The 20490-nt window shown below is 68.5% G+C and carries 18 protein-coding genes; 10 read left to right on the top strand and 8 right to left on the bottom strand.

Features of this window, described 5'->3' with window-relative positions; translation table 11 throughout:
• Positions 1 to 925 (bottom strand): DUF222 domain-containing protein (locus E3O06_RS10635; RefSeq protein WP_134503371.1); only part of this gene is annotated, 925 nt, incomplete at its 3' end.
• Positions 926 to 1054: 129 nt separating this feature from the next.
• Between E3O06_RS10635 and E3O06_RS10640 the strand changes: the two genes are divergently transcribed.
• Positions 1055 to 1732 carry a Rossmann-fold NAD(P)-binding domain-containing protein gene (locus tag E3O06_RS10640; RefSeq protein WP_134503372.1) on the top strand — a complete coding sequence of 226 codons (678 nt, stop codon included), beginning with the start codon at positions 1055 to 1057 and terminating at the stop codon, positions 1730 to 1732.
• 4 nt (positions 1733 to 1736) lie between these two features.
• Here E3O06_RS10640 and E3O06_RS10645 read toward each other — a convergent pair whose 3' ends face one another.
• The 3 genes from E3O06_RS10645 to E3O06_RS10655 form a co-directional block, all read right to left on the bottom strand.
• On the bottom strand, positions 1737 to 2243 hold the full coding sequence (locus E3O06_RS10645) for an SRPBCC domain-containing protein (protein WP_134503373.1): 507 nt from the start codon (positions 2241 to 2243) through the stop codon (positions 1737 to 1739).
• Between the two features lie 71 nt (positions 2244 to 2314).
• On the bottom strand, positions 2315 to 3892 hold the full coding sequence (locus E3O06_RS10650) for a phytoene desaturase family protein (protein ID WP_134503374.1): 1578 nt from the start codon (positions 3890 to 3892) through the stop codon (positions 2315 to 2317).
• A 36-nt stretch (positions 3893 to 3928) separates the two neighbouring features.
• Entirely contained in the window at positions 3929 to 4888 is a 960-nt protein-coding gene (locus tag E3O06_RS10655) for a LysR substrate-binding domain-containing protein (protein WP_134503375.1), read from the bottom strand.
• A 157-nt stretch (positions 4889 to 5045) separates the two neighbouring features.
• On the opposite strand from E3O06_RS10655, the gene E3O06_RS10660 reads away from it, so the two are divergent.
• From E3O06_RS10660 to E3O06_RS10675, 4 genes are all read left to right on the top strand, one after another.
• Entirely contained in the window at positions 5046 to 8627 is a 3582-nt protein-coding gene (locus E3O06_RS10660; RefSeq protein WP_134503426.1) for a proline dehydrogenase family protein, read from the top strand.
• A 205-nt stretch (positions 8628 to 8832) separates the two neighbouring features.
• Positions 8833 to 9855 carry a 3-oxoacyl-ACP synthase III gene (locus tag E3O06_RS10665; RefSeq protein ID WP_134503376.1) on the top strand — a complete coding sequence of 341 codons (1023 nt, stop codon included), beginning with the start codon at positions 8833 to 8835 and terminating at the stop codon, positions 9853 to 9855.
• Between the two features lie 115 nt (positions 9856 to 9970).
• A complete protein-coding gene (locus E3O06_RS10670) occupies positions 9971 to 12853 on the top strand; it encodes an alpha/beta fold hydrolase (RefSeq protein WP_241980079.1) in 2883 nt (960 codons plus the stop codon).
• Positions 12850 to 13839: an NAD-dependent epimerase/dehydratase family protein gene (locus E3O06_RS10675; protein WP_134503377.1), complete on the top strand. Its 990-nt coding sequence runs from the start codon at positions 12850 to 12852 to the stop codon at positions 13837 to 13839. The genes E3O06_RS10670 and E3O06_RS10675 overlap by 4 nt, the downstream gene beginning before the upstream one ends.
• Positions 13840 to 13941: 102 nt before the next feature.
• On the opposite strand, the gene E3O06_RS10680 is transcribed toward E3O06_RS10675, so the two are convergent.
• The 3 genes from E3O06_RS10680 to E3O06_RS10690 all read right to left on the bottom strand — a co-directional run bounded on the left by E3O06_RS10680 (position 13942) and on the right by E3O06_RS10690 (position 15781).
• On the bottom strand, positions 13942 to 14304 hold the full coding sequence (locus tag E3O06_RS10680; protein WP_338144851.1) for a GntR family transcriptional regulator: 363 nt from the start codon (positions 14302 to 14304) through the stop codon (positions 13942 to 13944).
• Entirely contained in the window at positions 14301 to 15335 is a 1035-nt protein-coding gene (locus E3O06_RS10685; protein WP_134503378.1) for a hypothetical protein, read from the bottom strand. Before E3O06_RS10685 ends, E3O06_RS10680 begins: the two co-directional genes overlap by 4 nt.
• 68 nt (positions 15336 to 15403) lie before the next feature.
• Positions 15404 to 15781 (bottom strand): GntR family transcriptional regulator, encoded by a 378-nt coding sequence (locus E3O06_RS10690; RefSeq protein ID WP_206751372.1) that lies wholly within the window; start codon positions 15779 to 15781, stop codon positions 15404 to 15406.
• 183 nt (positions 15782 to 15964) lie between these two features.
• Between E3O06_RS10690 and E3O06_RS10695 the strand changes: the two genes are divergently transcribed.
• Positions 15965 to 16717, top strand: a complete 753-nt coding sequence (locus E3O06_RS10695) for an ABC transporter permease (RefSeq protein WP_134503379.1) — start codon at positions 15965 to 15967, stop codon at positions 16715 to 16717.
• Between the two features lie 69 nt (positions 16718 to 16786).
• Here the strand turns inward: E3O06_RS10695 and E3O06_RS10700 are convergent, their stop codons facing one another.
• On the bottom strand, positions 16787 to 17224 hold the full coding sequence (locus tag E3O06_RS10700; protein WP_092106650.1) for an Lrp/AsnC family transcriptional regulator: 438 nt from the start codon (positions 17222 to 17224) through the stop codon (positions 16787 to 16789).
• 226 nt (positions 17225 to 17450) lie between these two features.
• On the opposite strand from E3O06_RS10700, the gene ddaH reads away from it, so the two are divergent.
• From ddaH to E3O06_RS10720, 4 genes are all read left to right on the top strand, one after another.
• Positions 17451 to 18305, top strand: a complete 855-nt coding sequence (ddaH, locus tag E3O06_RS10705; protein ID WP_134503380.1) for a dimethylargininase — start codon at positions 17451 to 17453, stop codon at positions 18303 to 18305.
• A 50-nt stretch (positions 18306 to 18355) separates the two neighbouring features.
• Positions 18356 to 19621, top strand: coding sequence for an ornithine--oxo-acid transaminase (rocD, locus tag E3O06_RS10710; protein ID WP_134503381.1), 1266 nt, complete (start codon positions 18356 to 18358; stop codon positions 19619 to 19621).
• A 167-nt stretch (positions 19622 to 19788) separates the two neighbouring features.
• Positions 19789 to 20058: a hypothetical protein gene (locus tag E3O06_RS10715; RefSeq protein WP_134503382.1), complete on the top strand. Its 270-nt coding sequence runs from the start codon at positions 19789 to 19791 to the stop codon at positions 20056 to 20058.
• Positions 20055 to 20474 (top strand): type II toxin-antitoxin system VapC family toxin, encoded by a 420-nt coding sequence (locus E3O06_RS10720; protein WP_134503383.1) that lies wholly within the window; start codon positions 20055 to 20057, stop codon positions 20472 to 20474. The genes E3O06_RS10715 and E3O06_RS10720 overlap by 4 nt, the downstream gene beginning before the upstream one ends.
• The last annotated feature ends 16 nt before the right edge of the window (positions 20475 to 20490 follow it).

Below are 20490 nucleotides of genomic sequence, written 5' to 3' on the forward strand. Positions count from 1 at the left end.
GGTCGGCGCTGAAGCGTTCACCGTCACCGTTGGGATCGTCGAGAGTGAGGCCGTCCAGCGCGGAGCCGCTGCCGTCAGTGGGTTCAGCGGGTTCGGTGGGTTCAAACCGTGGCGTGCGAGACCGTGCCAACAGGTGGGTGTCGAAGAGGGTGTCCATGATGCCGCGTAGTTCGGGGGTGACGTCGGCGCGCAGCGGGTAGAGGCCGTTGCGCAGCAGGCCGAAGGTGAGGGTGCTTTTCGCTTCGGTCGCGTCGTCGCTCGGGGCGGTGCCGTCGGGGTCGAGGCGCCCCTGCCACTCCAGTGCTTGGGCGCGGAGCAGGTCGGGGGCGAAGCGGATGCCCGCCCCGGGCAGTCCCGCGGTTTCCGGGGTGATCGCGCCGGTGGCAGAGGCGACCAGGGCGCGTTCGACGTGGTCGAGGTCGTCCTGCATGACCGTGCCGTGCAGCGCGGTGAGGGTGGTGGCGATGATCTCCGCCGACTCGATACCCAGCTCGCCGCTGCCCAGTCCGTCGGCGATGACCGGGTAGCGGGCGGGAACGGGCAGGCCCATCGGGGTGCGTTCGACCGTGGTTTCACCGAGTTTGAGGCGGCGTTTGGCTTCGCGGCCGGAGATGCTGGCGAGTTGGCTGATGAATTCGACCCGGTTGCGGCATCCGTTTCGGTAGGCGAGCGACCCGCTGCCGAGGTCGGTCTCGGCGCGAACGCCAATGTCGGTGGTGGCTCGTAGTCTGGCCCCATCGACCTTGCGACCCAGACCTTCGAGGGCTGCCAGCACCGCGACGGCTTCACTGTCATCGAGGTGACCGAACCGAACCCCGTTCAGTGCCGCAGCCAGAATCGACCCGGCCTGAGCGACCGCCGCCACCAGGGATCCCTCGGGTTCCGGCACAGGGCCGGGTGCGGCGGGCGGGGCGGTGAGGGTCATGGCGACGGTGCCTCCTTCACCCACAATCCTAACGCAATTGGCCAATATAAGCGAGCAAAACTCAGAAAGTTACTGATGCACAATCAGAAATAAATACGACTCAGCGGTTGGCATCCGGATGTCACATTCGTGCAATTTGCCATCGCCGCGGCATCCGCTTCGGGCGCGCGCATCGTGGTCATGGGCAACCTCTATCCGTACGGGTCGCCGAGCGGGGCCATGACCGAACACTCTCCCGAGACGACGACCGAGACTAAGGGACTCGTTCGCCGTGCCGGATGGGCGAAACTGCGCGCCGCCCACGATGCCGGCCGCATTCAGGCCGTCGAGGTGCGGGCGAGCGACTACTTCGGGCCGGGAGCCACCGGCACCGCTCACCTCGGCGAGTCATTCTTCACCGCGGTGGGGCGCTCGAAGACGGCCCATGTCGTGGGCAAGCCGCAACTCCCGCACAGCTGGACCTATCTGCCCGACATCGTGACCACGCTCATTGCAGCGGCGGATGACACCGGCGACTGGGGCCGAATCTGGCACGTTCCGAGCGGTACCTTCAGTCGTGTTGACATCGCCGAGCAGCTCAATGTCCAGTACGGCTCGCAGGGAAAAGTCTCCGGGTATCCGCAGTGGCTGCTGCGCTCGCTCGGCCTGGCCAACCCGATGATGCACGAGGTGTGGGCCTCGAGCTACCAGTTCGTGGTGCCGTTCGTCATCGATTCCGCCGAGACGCAGCGGGAACTCGGAGTCGCCGCTACGCCGTGGCACGAGGCGCTCCTCGCCACTGCCGAGAGCTACCGCAGCAAGAAGTGACCGATCAGGCGGTGCGCACCGGAACGATGAGGTCCTTGTAGAACTGGGCGTGCGCTGGGTAGTAATGCTCCCACTCCGGCAGCGGCAGGCCGGCGCGCGAAGCGACCAGGCGATCGAGGTAGTAGTCCCAGCCCGGCCCCATCGTGGCGGCCTCGGAGGGGGAGCGCAAACGCTGCCCGAACGTGAGGTTCGTCATTCCGTCGCCCTCGACCAGGTGGAACAGTGCCCGCCAGGAATCCTCGCCCTCGCCGAAATCGCCGCTGAAGCGGTGCGGAGCCTGGCATTCGCGAATGCTTACATACTCCCACTTGGCATCGGGCTCCGCCGTCATCTTGAACTTGACCGCACCGGTGGCCGGCGAACCGGTATAGGTTCCGATCCACTTCTCAAGCTCCACCGGGCGGGTCAGGCTGGCCCAGACCTGTTCGATCGGCGCGTTGAACAACCGATTCAGCATGAGATACAGTCCGTCCTCGCGGTGAACGAGGCGTCCGGTGGGCTTGGCTGACATGGTGACCTCCACTATGAGTGAAACGCGAGTCTTAACTCAGGCTAGGCCCTATTGCGTCCCTCGGCTATACGTCAGGGGCCCTCCAGAACGGCCATTGCGGCGTTGTGGCCGCCGAGCCCGCTGACGCCGCCCCCGCGCCGGGCTCCGGCCCCGCAGATCAGAATGCGGGGATGCTCCGTGGCGACACCCCAGCGCTCGGCTGGCGTGCTGCGCGGCTCATCATCCTCGAGAAACGGCCACGACAGGGGCCCGTGAAAGATGTTGCCGCCGGGAAGGTTGAGGGCGTGCTCGAGGTCCAGGGTCGTTTTGGTTTCGATGCAGGGGTGACCGTCAGCATCCGTCATGAAGAGCCCTACGATCGGCTCGGCGAGTACCGAATTGAGCGAACGCAGCACGGCGGCCTGCAGCTCGGCCCGCATCGACGCATTGTTCGCCTCGGTGAGCGCCCGATTCGGGGTGTGCAGCGCGAACACGGTGAGGGTGTGCGCCCCGGCCGCGGCGAGCTCGGGCGACAAAATGCTCGGGTCGGTCAGTGAATGGCAGTAGATCTCGCACGGCAGCACGGCCGGAATCTCCCCGGCCAGAGCCTGCTCGAACGCGGCCTGCAGTTGTTCGTACGACTCGTTGATGTGAAAGGTGCCGCCGAACGCAGCCTCGGGAGACACTCTCGAATCCCGCAGCCGCGGCAGCCGGGTCAGCAGCAGGTTGACCTTCACCTGCGCGCCCTCGGGCTTCGGCTGCGCCGGCGACGAAACAGCGGATGCCCCGCCCGCCGCCAGCAACTCCCGCAGCACCCACGGTGCCACGTTCGCCAGCACCACCCCGCCCGTCACCGTCTGCAGCCGCCCGTGCTGCCGGTAGGTCACCACGCCGGCGGGCGTGAGCGATTCGACGTCGGCACCGACGTCGAGACGAGCGCCGGCGCCCCGCGCCGCCCGTTCGAGCGCCCCGGTCACGGCGCCCATGCCGCCGATCGGTACGTCCCAGTCGCCGGTGCCGTTGCCGATCACGTGGTACAGAAAGCAGCGGTTGGCGTCGAGGCTCGGGTCGGTGAGGCTCGTGAACGTGCCGATCAGGCCGTCGGTGGCCACGACGCCGCGCACCAGGTCGTTGTCGAACCGGGCGGTTATCGCCTCGCCGAGAGGCTGCTCGATCAGCGACCTCCACAGCGCGTCGTCGCCGACCAGGCGCCGGGCCTCCGAGCGGGTGAGCAGCGGTTCGCACACCGTCGGAAACACGGCGCGGGCCAACCGGGCGGTGTCGTCATAGAAAGCGGTCCAGGCTTCGCAGTCGGCTGCGGCGCCGAGGCGCGCGAACGAGGCCAGGGTCGCGTCGGCGTCGCCGTGATCCACGAGGAGCCCGTCAGTAGAGCGCCCCGGCGTATACGACGAGTACCGCCGTCTCGCCAGCTCGATGTCAAGCCCCAGCTCGTCGATGATGCGCGTCGGCAGCAGGCTCACCAGGTAGGAGTAGCGCGAGAGGCGTGCGCCTGTGCCGGGGAAGGCATCCGCTGAAATAGCGGCGCCGCCGACCTGAGGCTCGCGCTCGAGCACGAGCACGCTGCGGCCGGCCTGGGCGAGATAGGCGGCGGCAACCAGGCCGTTGTGGCCGCCACCGATGATCACGACGTCGTGTGTGGGTTCGCTCATGCCCAGAGCCTAGCGAGGGCGTAGAGTGCTGCCGGCCTAGCCCGGCGCGAGGGGCTCGAACGGGCGCGGCGGTTCAAGCGGGTCGGACTCGGTGGGCTTGGCCACCTTGCTCACCGCCCGGTCGAGGGCGCCGCGCACCGCGACCACGCCGGGACGGCCGGCGCTCGACCGCCGTGCGGCCGAAAACAGGGTTCGATGCGGGGTGCCCGGCAGGTCGTGCAGCTGCACGGCCGGCATTCGCCCCGCCCAAACCAGGTCGGGCAGAATGCCCACCGCATTGCCCGATTCAATCAAGCGGATGTGCGCGATCAGGTCGGCGGTCTCAAACCGAACGTCCGGTTCGAACCCGGCCGACCGGCAGAGCTGCGTCGCCCACTGCCGTGACGCGGTGCCGACCGGCTCCATCACCCACGGCAGTCCGGCGGTCTGCTCGAGCGTTCCAGCGCTCACTCGCCCGGTTTCTTCCGGCGGCACCGCGAGCCGCAGCGCATCCGTCGCGAGGTTGACCCGGTCGAGGTCGGGCCAGTGGGCGCGGGTATGGCCGGGGTACTGTTCGGCGAGCACGAGGTCGAAGTCCCGCGCAGCGACCTCGAACAGGCCGCGCTCGGGCTCGCGCTCGGTCACCTCCACCCGCAGCGCCGGATAGTCCTCGGCCAGAAAGGTCAGCGCCCGCGGAATGACCGCGAGGGCCGCCGACTGGAACACCGCCACCCGCACGGTGCCCGACACGGTCGTGGTGCTCGCGCGCAGGTCGGCCTCGGCGAGCTCGAGCCGTTCCAGCAGGTGCGTGGTGTGCTCGACCAGGATCTCGGCCTGCGGGGTGAGCTGCACCCGTCGGCCGACCTTCTTGAGCAGCACGACGCCGGCCTCCTTTTCGAGCAGGGCGAGCTGCTGCGACACCGCCGAGGGACTGTAAGCGAGGGCCGCGGCGACCCCGGCGAGCGTGCCGCGAATCTTCAGTTCGCGCAGCAGTCGCAGCCGCCTGACGTCCAGCATCCGCTGCCCCTTACACCGCTAGCCCTACACAAAACCAAATCATTAGAAATTGTAACGAATATCATGCATAAACAATTGCTTTTGCTAAATATAGGCTGGCCACAGACTTGAACCACCAGAGCAACCCATCCGCGAACGAAAGACTAGTCTCGTGACCATGACCAACGCCTCCACCCGTCCCGCCAACGAGGATTTCAGTTCGGAGGTCGTCAAGCTCGTCAAGAAATGGCTCGACGAAAGCGCCACCATCCCAGCGGATGCTGCGGCCGAGCGGCTCGCCGGCGTGCTAAAAGACCCGAACGGCCTGGACTTCACGGTCGGTTTCGTGGACGGCGTCATGCGCCCCGAAGACAAGATGGTCGCCGGCTACAGCCTGGCGAAGGTGGCCAAAAAGGCGCCCGGCTTTCTGCCGCCGCACATGCGCGCGGCCATCGGCCTCGGCGGAATTCTCGGGCCGGTGCTGCCCTGGGTTGTCATCCCCGCCGCCCGCACCGTGCTGCGCCAAATGGTCGGTCACCTCGTCGTCGACGCGACCCCCGACAAGCTCGGCCCGGCGCTGGTGCACCTGAAAGAGGGCGGCAACCGCCTCAACATCAACCTGCTCGGCGAGTCGGTACTCGGTGAGAAGGAAGCGCTTGAACGCCTCGAGGGCACCAGGCGCATCCTCGAGCGCCCCGACGTGGACTACGTCTCGATCAAGGTGTCGTCGATCGCCAGCCAGCTGTCGATGTGGGCCTTCGACGAGACCGTCACCCGCGTGATCGAACGACTGACGCCGCTGTTCGAGTTCGCCGCGGCATCCGCTACGCCGAAGTTCATCAACCTCGACATGGAGGAGTACCGCGACCTCGACCTCACCATCGCGGTGTTCGAGGGGCTGCTCAACCAGCCGCAGCTCGCCCAGCTCGAGGCCGGAATCGTGCTGCAGGCCTACCTGCCCGACGCCCTCAGTGCCATCCAGGGCCTCACTCACTGGGCGCAGAACCGCCGCGCGGCCGGCGGGGCGCCGATCAAGGTACGCCTGGTCAAGGGCGCCAACCTCGCCATGGAGCACGTCGACGCCGCCGTGCACGACTGGCCGCTCGCGACCTTCTCCACCAAGCAGGACAGCGACACCAACTACAAGCGGGTGCTCAACTGGGCGCTCACCCCGCAGAATACCGATGCGGTCAAGCTCGGAATTGCCGGCCACAACCTGTTCGACGTGGCCTGGGCGCACCTGCTCAGCGTCGCCCGTGGCGTGGACGACCGAGTCGAGTTTGAGATGCTGCTGGGCATGGCCACCGGCCAGGCCCAGGCCGTGCGCAAGGACGTCGGCCAGCTGCTGCTCTACACGCCCGTCGTCGACCCCGCGCAGTTCGACGTGGCCATCAGCTACCTCATCCGCCGGCTCGAAGAGAACGCGAGCCAGGAGAACTTCATGTCGGCCGTGTTCGAGCTCACCAGCAACCCCGAGCTGTTCGACCGCGAGAAGGCCCGTTTTCAGGCCTCGCTCGACGCCCTCGATGACCGAGTCCCGACCCCCAACCGCGTGCAGGACCGCTCGAGCAGCTACGACCTCGACCGGCTGGCCGCAGCCCACACGGATGCCCGCAGCCACGACACCGAGACCGCATCCGACGTCGACCCGCAACTGACCGGCGTGCTGCTCGGCATCACCCGCGGCTCGGTTCCCCTGCACTCGAGCTTCCACAACGAACCCGACACCGACCCGTCACTGCCCGCCAACCGGGCCTGGGGGCGCCGCATCCTGGCCCGGGCCGACGCATCCGTTCTCGGCACCGAGACCATCGAGGCCGCCGCCGTTCCCGATGAGGCAGCGCTGGGCTTCATCATCGACGGCGTGCTGACCGCCGGAGCAGCCTGGGGCCAGAAGACCGGCGCTGAACGTGCCGCGGTGCTGCACCGCGCCGGCCTCGCGCTCGCCGCCAACCGCGACCGCCTGATCGAGGTCATGGCGAGCGAGTGTGGCAAGACCATCACCGAGGGTGACGCCGAGGTGAGCGAGGCCGTGGACTTCGCTCACTACTACGCCGAGCGAGCGAAAGACCTCGACCGCGTGCAGGGCGCCATCTTCGTGCCGTCCAAGCTCATCGTGGTCACCCCGCCGTGGAACTTTCCGACCGCGATCCCGGCCGGCGGCGTGCTCGCCGCCCTCGCCTCCGGCGCCGGCGTCGTGATCAAGCCCGCCACGGTCGCCCAGCGCACCGGCGCGGTCGTCGTCGAAGCGCTCTGGGAAGCCGGGATTCCGCGTGAACTGCTCGCGCTGGTCAACCTGCCGCACCGTGATCTCGGCGCCAAGCTCATCGCGCACCCCGCGGTGAACCGCGTCATCCTCACCGGCGGCTACGAGACGGCCGAGCTGTTCCGCTCGTTCCGGCACGATCTGCCCCTGCTCGCCGAAACCAGCGGTAAGAACGCCATAATCGTCACCCCCTCGGCCGACTTCGACCTGGCCGCCGCCGACGTCGTGAAGAGCGCCTTCGGCCACGCCGGCCAGAAGTGCTCGGCCGCGAGCCTCGTTATCCTGGTCGGATCGGTCGCCAAGTCGGAGCGGTTCCTCGGCCAGCTTGTCGATGCCGCGACCTCGATCAAGATCGGCCCGGCGAGCGACCCGGTCACCCAGATGGGGCCGATCATGTCGCCGGCCGACGGCAAACTGCTGCACGCCCTCACCACGCTCGGCGCCGAAGAGAAGTGGCTGGTCGAGCCCAAGCAGCTCGATGAGACCGGCAAGCTGTGGTCGCCGGGCATTCGCACCGGCGTCGCGCCTGGATCGTACTTTCACCTCACCGAGTTCTTCGGCCCGGTCCTCGGAGTAATGCACGCGCGCAACCTGGAGGAAGCCATCCGCTTGCAGAACGCCGTCGACTTCGGGCTCACCACCGGCCTGCACTCGCTCGACGCCGACGAACTGGCCCTCTGGATCGATTCCGTGGAAGCCGGCAACCTCTACGTCAACCGCGGCATCACCGGCGCCATCGTGCAGCGCCAGCCGTTCGGCGGCTGGAAGCGGTCCGCCGTGGGCGCCGGCACCAAGGCCGGCGGACCGAACTACTTGCTCGGCCTCGGCAGCTGGGTCAACGAGCCCGGCCGCAACAGCTCGACGCTGCACCTGCGCGGTCTCGAGCAGCGCGTCACCGACATCATCGAGGCCAGTCAGCCCTTTCTCGACTACGCCGACTTCGACGTGCTGCGCCGCTCGGCCGTGAGCGACGCCCTGGCCTGGCGTGAAGAGTTCAACGTCGTGCGCGACGCGACCGACCTCGGCGTGGAGCGCAACCTGTTCCGCTACCGCGCGCTGCCGGTCACCGTGCGCCTGACCGAAACCGGCACCCTTGCGCAGCTGCTGCGCGTAATCGCCGCCGCGACCCTGTCGACGTCACGCTTCGACGTGTCGAGTACCGTCCCGGTGCCGCCCGCCGTGCGCAACATCCTCGCCGAGCGCGAGATCCCGGTGGTCGTCGAGAGTGATGAGGAGTGGCTGAACAGGGCCCGCTCAGGCGGAATCACGTCCAGCCGCGTGCGCCTCGTCGGCAGCGACCCGGTGCTGGGCGCGCGGGAGGCGGCATCCGCTCTCGCCGAGGCCCTGAATGGCAGCCCGGACATCGCCGTGTACTCGAACGCGGTCACCCAGGCCGGCCGCATCGAGGTGTTGCCGTTCCTGCGCGAACAGGCCATCTCGATCACCGCGCACCGGTTCGGCAACCCGAGCACGCTCTCCGAGGGCGTGATCTAGGCCGGGTACGGTTCACAACCGCGGAGATTCTCGCCCGCTAGCCCCCATTCGCCTGATTCGGGGCGGGAGGCGGCGGAATCTCCGTGGTTACGCACCAGCGGCTACCAGCGCTCACAGGCTGCGCCCGGTTCACGTACAGTTTCGTGGGGCAAGCTCCTAGGGGACGTATGATTACCGCTGTCCACAATTCGACAGGGGTTCACGCTTGAACGGAAATGCGACGACGACGCACCGAAACGTCGCCTTGTTGTCGGTCACCAGCCTGATGGCGCCCCTCATCACGACCTCGGAAGAGATCGATCTTCGGTTGAAGCCGGTTCTGGCGCGCCTCAAGTTGCCGACCGGGCTGCTGCAGCGCGTGGCCGGAGTCTACGAGCGCCGTAACTGGGGCCCGAACGAGACCTTCGACGACGCCGCGGTCAAGGCCGGCAAGATTGCGTTGAAAGAGGCTGGCATCAAGCCGAGCGACGTGGGCCTGCTGATCAACACCTCGGTCACCCGCAAGCACCTCGAACCCTCCGTCGCCGTGCGTATCCACCACGGACTCGGCCTGCCGTCGTCGGCGATCAACTTCGACATCGCCAATGCCTGCCTCGGCTTCGTCAACGGCATGACGCTCGCCGCGCAGCTCATCGACAGCGGGCAGATCAAGTACGCCGTGATCATCGACGGTGAAGACGCCGACGAGATCCAGACCAACACGATCGATCGCCTCGGCCGCCCGGGCATCAAGCGCAAAGACTTCATGAGTGAGTTCGCGAGTCTTACCCTCGGCTCCGGCGCTGCGGCCGCCGTGCTCGGCCCAGCGGATGCCCACCCCGGCGGCCACCGCATCCTCGGCGGCGTCACCCGCGCGGCCACCCAGTTCAACGGACTCTGCGTCGGCAGCGTCGACGGCATGTTCACCGATGCGAAGGCCCTGCTCAAGGGCGGCATGGAACTGGTCGTCTCGGCCTGGACCGAAGCCAAACGCGACTGGAGCTGGTCGAACATGGACCGCTACATCGTGCACCAGGTCTCGGATGTGCACACCAACGCCATCGTCAAGGCGACCGGCATGGACAAGACCAAGGTTCCGCTGACCTACCCAACGCTCGGCAATGTCGGTCCGGCGTCGATTCCGATCACGCTCTCCCAGGAGGCGTCCAAGCTGCAGCCGGGCAACCGGGTGCTGCTCATGGGCGTCGGCTCCGGCCTCAACACCGCCATGATGGAACTCGTCTGGTGACCGGGGGAGCCCGACACCGCCGTCGAATTCTGCGAGATGCCAACTTCGGCCCCATGAATTGTCCAACTCGTGAAAACCAAGGGGCCGAAAGTGGCTTCTCGGGCCGAAGAGGAGTGTGACTGAAATCCGCGCAACCACAGCTTCCCGACTTCCGCGTGCGGTGCCGGCCGTGGCGACTCTGCCGCCGTCTGGGCTGGCTGGGCTAAACCCAGAGTGGTCCAGCCTGGCCGAGGTCGCGGAGAGCGAAAATGCCGCGGTGACCCACGGCTGGCACGTGCTCGACAACGGCCCGCAGCTCGACGCGCTCGGCGTGATTCCGGTCGGCACCATCCTGTGCGTGCACGGCAACCCCACCTGGTCCTACCTCTGGCGCGGCCTGCTCGCGTCGGCAACGGATGCCGCAGCGTCGGGCGCGCCGGCCTGGCGAGTGATCGCCATCGACCAGCTCGACATGGGCTTCTCTGAGCGCACTGCAGGTTTTCGCCCCCTCGCCCGCCGGGTGCGCGACCTCGGCGACCTCACCGACGCGCTCGATCTGGCCGGCCCGGTCGTTACCCTCGGCCACGACTGGGGCGGCGTCGTCTCGCTCGGCTGGGCCGTCGACCACCCCGAGCTGCTGGCCGGAGTGATGCTGCTCAACACCGCGGTGCACCAGCCCGTTAACGACGCGATTCCGGCGCCGCTGCGGCTGGCCCTCGGTCGCGGAATCCTCGGCCCGGCGACCGTGGCGACGCCGGCGTTCCTGGCCACGACGCTGGCCCTCGCGCATCCGCCGTTGTCGAGCGAGGTCAAGCGCGGTTACCGAGCTCCGTATCTGACGAGCGCCCGGCGCGGCGGAATCGGCGGCTTCGTCGCCGACATTCCGGTCGCACTGGCGCACGAGAGTCGGCCCGAACTCGACCGTATCGCCGAGGCAGTGCGCTCGCTCGCGGTGCCGACGCTGCTGCTCTGGGGTCCGCGCGACCCGATCTTCAGCGACCGCTACCTCGACGACCTGGTCGAACGGATGCCGCACGCCCGCGTGCACCGCTTCGAGGGCGCTGGGCATCTGCTTGCCGAAGACGCGGACTATGCCGCCGCCGCGCTGCTCTGGCTCGGCGACGCCGTAGCGCCAGCTTTGGTCAGCTCGTCGCGTTCTCGGAATGGCGATCTCGGCACGCTCGATCAACGGATGGGAGCGTCGCCTTCGCCGCTCACCGCCGTGTCGGGGTTGCTGGCCGGCGATGCGGTCGCGCCGGCTCCGTTGGTCGAGACCGTCTCGGCGACGCGAGCCGCGTGGGAAGCCGCGGCGACGCATCCGCTGTGGCATTACCTCGACGAATTACGCGGCTCCGACGAGACCGCCCTCGTCGACATGCTGCCGACTCCGCGCACGGTCAGCTGGCGGCTACTGTCCCGCCGCGTGCGGCAGATCGGCGCCGGACTCGTGCACATCGGCGTCAGGCCCGGCGACCGCGTCTCGCTGCTGGTGCCGCCGAGCGCCGACCTCACCGCGGTGCTCTACGCCTGCGTGCGCATCGGCGCCATCGTCGTCGTAGCGGATGCCGGCCTCGGCCTGGCCGGCCTCACTCGCGCCGTGCGCGGCGCCCGCCCCGACTTCGTCATCGGGGCCGCTCCCGGCCTCATGGCCGCCCGCGCTCTCGGCTGGCCCGGACGCAAGATTTCCGTCGCGGGTTTTCCGGCCCCGATGGCCCGCCTGCTCAGCGTGGAACACACCCTCGCCGAGCTGATCAGCCTGGGCCAGGCCCGACTCAGCGCCGGCGACGACCTCCCGCCGGAGCCCGCTCCGAGCGACCCGGCCGCTGTACTGTTCACCTCCGGATCGACTGGCCCGGCCAAGGGCGTCGTCTACACGCACGGCCAGCTCTCCGCCGTGAGCAACGCCCTCTTTCTGCAGTACGGCGTGGGCGTCGGCACCGGCCTCGTCGCCGGATTCGCCCCATTCGCACTGCTCGGCCCGGCCCTCGGCGCCCGCTCGGTCACCCCCGACATGGACGTCACCGCGCCCAAGACCCTCACCGCCAGCGCGGTCGCGGCCGCCGTCGCCGCGATCGACGCCACGGTCGTCTTTCTCTCGCCCGCCGCCCTCGTGAATGTCGTCGCGACCGCCGCCGCGCTCACCTCGGACGACCATGCGGCCCTCGCCGGGGTGCAGCGTTTTCTGTCGGCCGGCGCGCCGATCTCGGAGAGCCTGCTCGCCCAGGCAGCGGCGCTCATGCCGCAAGCGACCGCGCACACCCCGTACGGTATGACCGAGGGCCTGCTCATGGCCGACATCACCCTCGAGGGAATTCGGGCCGCAGCCGGGAGCGCCGCACGGCCGCAGACAGCGGATGCCGCAGTGCACGAAGACGGGTCAGTCTTGCTCGCGAACCCGGTCGGCGGCGTCTGCGTCGGGGCCTCGACGCAGACCACGCTCATCCGGATCAGCGCGCTCGACGCGAGCGGGGCATCCGTTGGGGAACTGTCGGAACAGCCCGACGTGACCGGCGAGATCGTGGTGTCGGCGCCGCACGTGAAGGACCACTACGACCGGCTGTGGCTGACCGAGCGGGCCTCGCGTCGTGGGGCCGTGCCGGGCGAACGCTGGCATCGCACCGGCGACGTCGGCCACCTCGACAGTGCGGGCCGACTCTGGGTCGAGGGCCGCCTGCCGCACGTCCTTGTGACGGCCGACGGCGTGGTCACCCCGGTGGGTCCCGAGCAGCGCATCGAAACGCTGCCCGAGGTTTCTCGGGCGGCCTTCGTCGGTGTCGGTCCGATCGGCACGCAGCAGCGCGTCGCCGTGATCGAGACCGTGCCGCCCGCCCGCCGGGTACACCGGGCGTCCGAGCCGCTCGCCGCCGCCGTGCGCGCAATGGTCGGCTCACCGGTCGCCGCCGTGCTCGTCGTGCCCGGCCTGCCGACCGATATCCGCCACAACTCCAAGATTGACCGCAGCCGCCTGTCTCGCTGGGCCACCGGCATCCTCTCGGGCGGGCGCTGGGTGAAACCGTGAGAGTGCTGGTGACGGGAGCCAGCGGATTCCTCGGCCGCGCCGTCGCCGCCCGCATCAGCGCTGCCGGGCACGAGGTGCGTACCTTTCAGCGCCGGCCGTCTGGTGTGCCCGGCGTCGAAGACGTGCACGGCTCCATTACGACCGCCGCCGATACCCCCTACGCCGGCCTCGCCTACGCCGTGAGCGGGATGGACGCCGTTGTACACCTCGCCGCCAAGGTCTCGCTCACCGGTGACCCGGCCGAGTTCGAGGCGGTCAACGTCGGCGGGACGCGCACCGTGCTGCAGGTCTCCCAGCGGGCCGGCGTCTCCCGATTCGTCTATATCTCCTCGCCGTCGGTGGCTCACGCCGGCGCCTCGATCATGGGCTCCGATGCCCTGCCGGCCTCACCCGAGCACGCCCGCGGCGACTACGCCCGCACCAAGGCCAGGGGCGAACTGCTCGTGCTCGCCGCTGATGCTCCCGGATTCAGTGTTGTCGCCGTGCGCCCGCACCTGGTCTGGGGTCCCGGCGATACCCAGCTGATCGACCGAATCGTCGACCGCGCCCGCCACGGACGGCTTCCGCTGCTCGGACACGGCGCAGCGCTCATCGACACGACCTACGTCGACAATGCGGCCTCCGCGATCCACGCGGCGCTCGACGCCGCTCCGGCCGTGCACGGGCAGTCCTACGTGATCACCAACGGTGAACCGCGCCCGGTCGTGGAACTGCTGGCCGGAATCTGTGGCGCGGCCGGCGTGACCGCTCCGGGCTGGCGGGTGCCGGCATTCGCTGCCCGGGCCGCGGGCTCGGTCATCGAGGCCATCTGGCGCCATCGCGCCGGTACGGATGAACCGCCGATGACCCGGTTTCTGGCCGAGCAGCTCTCGACCGCGCACTGGTTCGACCAGCGGCGCACCCGCGCCGACCTGGCCTGGACCCCGTCGGTCTCCCTGGACGAGGGCTTCGAGCGTCTCGCCGCGCACTATCGCGTACCGCGCTAGCCCCATTATCCTGACCGGGCCTGGGCCCCGAAAGCGGGCCCACGATAGAGCATGGGCCCACGCACCGGGCCCGGGCCCGGGTGGCTTTGTGTGTGCGTCGCGTTACGAGCGGATGCCGAGGGCCGCGCGCGCAAACGCGAGCGCCTCCTCGGGTGCGACGCCGAGCTGGCGCGCCTTGCCGGCAAAGGCCACGGCGGCGACCTGAACCTGCTGCTGGGCGGCCGTACCGTTCGCGGCGATGAAGGATCCGTTGCGGCCCCTCGTCTCGATGACCTCGTCACGCTCGAGCTCGCGATAGGCACGCGCGACGGTGTTGGCGGCGAGCCCCAGGTCTTCGGCGAGCTTGCGCACGGTCGGCAGCTTGTCGCCGGGAGCCAGCTCGCCCGAACGCACCGCAGCCAGCACCTGCACCCGCAGCTGCTCGTAGGGCGGGGTCGCCGAGCGCGGATCGACCAGCAGCATCATGCCGGGGTCCGCGTTCGGCTGCCCTGATCCGGCCGATCGCGGGGCTGGTTGTCGGGTCGATCGTCGGGCTGATCATCACCAGCGGCGCCGCGCGCGCGGCGACGACGGTCGAGTTCGACGGCCGTCTCGGGCCACAGCCGGCGCAAAAAGTGCGTCGTGCTGCGATTGCGCAGGCTCGTCACGCTCCAACTCACCAGCACCATGATGAGCACCGGCCCCATGATCGTGAACGAGCCGACCAGAATCTCGCCGATCGAGCCGGGCTCGGGCCGGTGGATCGCCTCGCTCAAGGCGAGGAACAACACGCAGGAGCTCACGGCGGCGATGATCCCGGGAATCCCCACCAGGCTGCGCAGGGTGGTGCTGCGAAAGGCATCGCTCCAGGCCAGTTGAATGTAGGTTCCGGCCGGTTGCCCGCGGCCGAGCAGGGCGTTTGCCGCCGCCCAGGTGACCAGGCTCGCCGCGGTCGCGAGCGCCAGCAGCAGCCCGGCGGGCCAGAGAATCGTGCGCACCGAAACGTCATCGAACACCCGATCCGGGTTGATCGCGATGACTCCGAGCACGGCGATATAGCCGAGGGTGGCGAGGCCCAGCAGACCCAGTGAGAACGTGCGGTCAAGGGGGGTGACGTAGTCGCCCAGCCCGGGGGAGGCGCTGCGCGCCAGCCGCGGCGCCTCGGCCACCGGCGCGAACGCCGAGCGGGAATCGTTGCCGATAAGGGCGACCGTCGACCCGACCGTCATCGCGACCACGACCAGGAGCCCGTTCCACGGGTTCTGGCTGCCATTCGTCACGAGTAGCGTCGCCACGCCCAGCACGAGCCCGACCATCGACCCGACGATCCCCGCGCGTTCGCGGCGATAGATCCGGCTCGACAGCTCGGGAACGATCTCGGGAACCAAGGCGAGCCCGACCTGCCGGGAGTAGGCGTGCAGCATCCGCTTGCGTGGTTCGGCACGTGCGTTATAGATCAAGCGGATGCCGCGACCCGCTAGTACCAGCGCCGCCAGGATCAGTACGACCGTGTCCACGAAACCCTCCTTTTGTGTGCATTTTGTACCAGAGTAGCAATACAAAACGCGCGGCGCAAGGCCGATGATCAGGCGTCGGAACGGCGACTCAGGGCATCGGTGACCAGGGCGAGCGCAGTGTCCGGGCTCACGCCGAGTTGCTCGATGCGCGTCGCGAAGGCGTCGGCCGCCGCCTGCGCATTGCGATCGGCCGCATCGCCGTTGGGAGCGATGAACGATCCGAACCGGCCACGGGTTTCGATCACGCTGTCCCGTTCCAGCTCGCGGTAGGCGCGGGCGACCGTGTTCGTGGCCAGGCCGAGCTCGGCGGCGAGGGCCCGCACGGTCGGCAAGCGGGTGTCGTGGGCCAGTTCGCCGGAGCGCACGGCCGCGATAACCTGGCTGCGCAACTGCTCGAACGGCGGCGTACTCGACCGGGGGTCAATGGCAATAAAGGAAGCGGGCACGGGACCCTCCGTTCAACGTTATGAGCAATTTTGCCTCGCTACAACGAATGCTGCAACAGCATACCCACGGTACGTTCCCGCGAAATGTTCCGCGCGAGTGTGATCGGTTGCTTCCGCCCCGGCGACGCGGCGGATCGCCCGCTTTCGCGAGAGCGGGCGACCTCCGCTGGGTAGGCTCGAACAGTGACCCTTCCCGCAGAGCTGGCCGGCCTTCTGCCGACCCTGGTTGGAGTTGTGCTGTTGCTCGCGGTGGTCGTGACGGTGCTGCGGGGCTATCGCACGCAGCATCCGTTCGCCCCGGCGTTCGCCCTGCTGCGCGGAACCCTGCAACTGGCCGCGATCAGCCTGATTCTCAGCGGAATCATCAACGACCCGCTCTGGGTCGGTGTCGGTCTGCTCGTCATGTTCGGGGCGGCCGTCGGCACCGTCACCCGTCGCGTCGGCTTCAGCCGAGCACACCTGGTGCGCGTGGCCGCGGCCATGGGGCTCGGCGTGATCGTGACGCTCACCATCGTTTTTGCCACCGGCGCGATCGAGTTCTCGCCGCGCTACGTGCTCGCGATCGGCGGCATCATCATCGGCAATGCCATGTCGATCGCCACGCTCAGCGGGCGCCGCTTCTCCGAGGCGGTCGGTGACCACTGGCCCGAGGTCGAGGGCTGGCTGGCGCTCGGGGCCACGCCGCGGCAATCCACCCGCGACCTGGCCCGACAGGCCGTCTACTTCGCCATCATCCCGTCCACCGACCAGACCAAGACCACGGGGCTGGTGACGCTGCCGGGAGCGTTCGTTGGAGCGATCTTCGGGGGAGCCTCGCCGCTCGAGGCCGGCCGGTTTCAGATTGTCGTGCTCGCCGGCATCCTCTGCGCCGGGTCGATCGCCGCGGTCACCCTGCTGCACCTGATCTCCCCGGTGCGCCAGAAGCCGGTCTCCTAGTTCGCGAGAGCGGGAACTGTGTTGCTTCAGCATCCCGCAAGCAACGAATTTCCCGCTTTCGCGTGACAGCTACTCGATTGATCGATGGATCAATCGGGACAAGACGATCGCGCTGCGGGTGTGGTCAACGTTGGGAGCCAGGCGCACCTTTTCGAGCGCCGCCTCCAGCCCCGGAATGTCGCGCGCGCGAATGTGCACCATGGCGTCGGCGCTGCCGGTGACGGTCCCCGCATCGACGACTTCTGGCACACCGGAGAGAATGCGCAGCAATTCGTCGGGCGCAACGGTGCCCCGGCAGAACAGCTCGACGTAGGCTTCCGTGCTCATGCCGTCGACGGCCGGGTCGACCTGAATGGTGAAGCTGCGAATGACCTTATCGGCCACGAGCCGGTCGACACGGCGTTTTACAGCGGATGCTGACAGCCCCACCACCGAGCCGATGTCACCATAGCCGGCGCGCGCGTTCTGGCGCAGCAGGTCGAGAATGCTGTGATCGAGGTTGTCCATGGGGCGAGTCTAGGGGGCGGCCCGACGTAAAATTGCGTTCGTACCGAACATCTCGAAGATTTTTTGCGCAGATCAGCGTGAAACGTTGAATCATGCTGTGTGAGACTGAGGGTGGCGTTCCGGAACGATCAGTAGTTGGTCGTGCCGGGCTCTCGTGAGCGACCTGGTCCGCCATTCACCCCGAGTTTCGCCGGTCGACAGGCCCGCGGATCCCCGAAGGAGCCTCATGTCGATCGACTCAGCCACCCCCGTTCGAGCCGTTGAAGGCGCCGTTCCCGTGCGCACCGCCACCAAACGCACCGTGCTCATGTGCAAGCCGCAGTTCTTCACCGTGGTGTACCGCATCAACCCGTGGATGGACCCGGCCCTGCCCACCGACACCTCGCTCGCCGTCACGCAGTGGCAGACCCTCTACGACACCTACGTCGGTCTCGGCTTCGACGTGCAGCTGATCGATCCGATTGACGGCCTGCCCGACATGGTCTACGCGGCCAACGGCGGCTTCGTCATCGACAACCAGGCCTACGGCGCCAAATTCACCCACGTGCAGCGCCAGCCAGAAGGCCCCGCCTACATGGACTGGTTCGGCGCCAACGGCTTCGACGTGCGCGTGCCCGTCGAGACCAATGAGGGCGAGGGCGACTTTCTGCTGGTCGGCGACGTCATCCTGGCCGGAACCGGCTTTCGCAGCGACTCGAACAGCCACGCCGAACTCTCAGCCATCGCTGGCCGCCCGGTTATCACCCTGCGCCTGGTCAACCCGAGTTTCTACCACCTCGACACCGCCGTCGCCGTGCTCGATGACACGAACATCGCCTACCTGCCGAGCGCCTTTGACGCGCCGAGCCTCGCGATTCTGCAGGAACGCTACCCCGACGCGGTCATCGTCACCGAAGAGGATGCCGCCATCCTCGGCCTCAACTCCTACTCCGACGGCTACAACGTCGTCATCGCGGCCCGCGCCAAGGACTTCGAGCGCCAGCTGCGCGTGCGCGGCTACAACCCGATCGGCGTCGACCTGTCCGAACTGCTGCTCGGCGGCGGCGGGGTCAAATGCTGCACGCTCGAACTGCGCCGATGACCGCGCCCATCAAGACAGCGCCCGCGACGACCAACCTGAAGGAGCACGACATGACCACGAACCTGACCGACGCGCAGGCCGTAGCCGCCGCATCCGTTTCGCCTGCTGCCGCTGCCCTCATCGCCCAGGAGAGCGCGCACGCCGCACACAATTACCACCCGCTCGAGGTGGTCGTGGCGTCCGGCGACGGCGCCTGGGTGACGGATGTCGCGGGTCACCGCTACCTGGACTGCCTCGCCGCGTACTCCGCCGTGAACTTCGGGCACTCCAACCCGGTACTGCAGGGCGCCGCCCGCGCGCAGCTGGGCCGCATCACGCTCACCAGCCGGGCGTTCTACAACGACCAGCTCGGCCCGTTCGTGACCGCGCTGGCCGAACTCGCCGGCAAAGACATGGTGTTGCCGATGAACACCGGCGCGGAAGCGGTGGAATCCGGCATCAAAGTGGCCCGCGCCTGGGGTTACCGGGTCAAGGGCGTTGCGCCCGACCAGGCCAATATCATCGTCGCCGCCGGCAACTTTCACGGCCGCACGACCACCATCATCAGCTTCTCCGACGACGAGTCGGCCCGCGCCGACTTCGGCCCGTTCACGCCGGGTTTTCGCACCGTGCCCTACGGCGATGCCGCCGCGCTCGAAGCCGCGATCGACGAGAACACCGTGGCCGTGCTGCTCGAACCGATCCAGGGCGAGGCCGGAATCGTCGTACCGCCGGCAGCGTATCTGCCCGCAGTACGCGAGATCACCACGCGGCTGAATGTGTTGTTCATCGCCGATGAGATCCAGTCTGGCCTCGGCCGCACCGGTTCGACCTTCGCCTGCGACCTGGTGGGAGTCGTGCCCGACCTCTACCTGCTCGGCAAGGCCCTCGGCGGCGGCATCGTGCCCGTCTCTGCCGTGGTCGGCAACGCCGACATCCTCGGGGTGCTGCACCCGGGCGAGCACGGCTCGACCTTCGGCGGCAACCCGCTCGCCGCGGCCGTCGGCCTCGCCGTGGTGAAAATGCTGGCCACCGGCGAATACCAGCAGCGCGCGACCGAGCTCGGCGCCCGCCTGCACGCCGGGCTCTCCGCACTGATCGGCCACGGCGTGATCGCCGTTCGCGGCGTGGGACTCTGGGCCGGCATCGACATCGACCCGTCGCTCGCGCCCGGCCGGGTGGTCTGCGAGGCGCTCCTCGCCCGCGGGGTGCTCGCCAAGGACACGCACGGTTCGACCATTCGTCTCGCGCCACCGATCGTGGTTTCGGCGGAGGACGTGGACTGGGCCGTCGAGCAGCTGCGCCTCGTGCTCGAGGACCTCGCGGCAGCGAGGTAGGTTCCCGCCTCTTCATGACGGTGCTCGAAACGGGTGCGCGCTGCGTCGGTTACCGTAGCGCGCACCCATTCGGGCGCGGTCACGCGCGCTGGCTGCTCGTACCCGGTCCGTGCCACATGCGCCCGCTGCCCCTGTACCACTCATGGACACAGTGGTACACTTTTCGCATGCCAACCGTACGCCGTCGATACCAGGTCACCGAGACCGACGGTGTGCAGCGCGCCCTCGATGAGGCTGTGAAACAGTGGCCGACAGAACCGCGGTCGCGCCTCATCGTCCGCGTCATCCAGGCCGGCGGTGATGCGCTCGCCGAGCGGGAACGCTCCAGGGCAGGTCTCGAATCCCGCCGCCGCGCGGCCGCGCGGGTCGGCGGCAGCTATCCGCGGGCCTTCGGAGCGGGATACCTCGCCGGCCTGCGTGACGACTGGCCGGAATGATCGTTCTCGATGCCAGCGTCGTCATCGCCTTCCTCGACCCCGGCGACGCGCATCACGATGCCGCACAATCATTGATCGTCGGCGAACTCGGCAAATCCGACGAATCGGTGAGTGGCTTCGCGCTGCATCCCCTCACCCTTGCCGAGATTCTTGTTGGCGGTGTGCGGGTTGGTCGCGCCCACCAGCTGCTCGCTGATCTTCGATCCGTCGGAATTGTGCCGATCCCCTCCCCGCCTGACGAGCCACTGTTGCTCGCCGAACTGCGCACAACGACCGGCCTGAAAATGCCGGACTGCTGCGTGCTGGTCGTAGCCCTGGCGCAGTCGGCGCCCCTGGCGACCTTTGATTCTCGACTTGCCCGCGCCGCGCTGGCGCTCGGCCTGCGCGTGCTGCCCCAAGCGGATGCCCCCGCGTGACGGTTTGCCTCGGACG

The organism is Cryobacterium glaciale (assembly GCF_004402535.1).
GTDB lineage: Bacteria > Actinomycetota > Actinomycetes > Actinomycetales > Microbacteriaceae > Cryobacterium > Cryobacterium glaciale.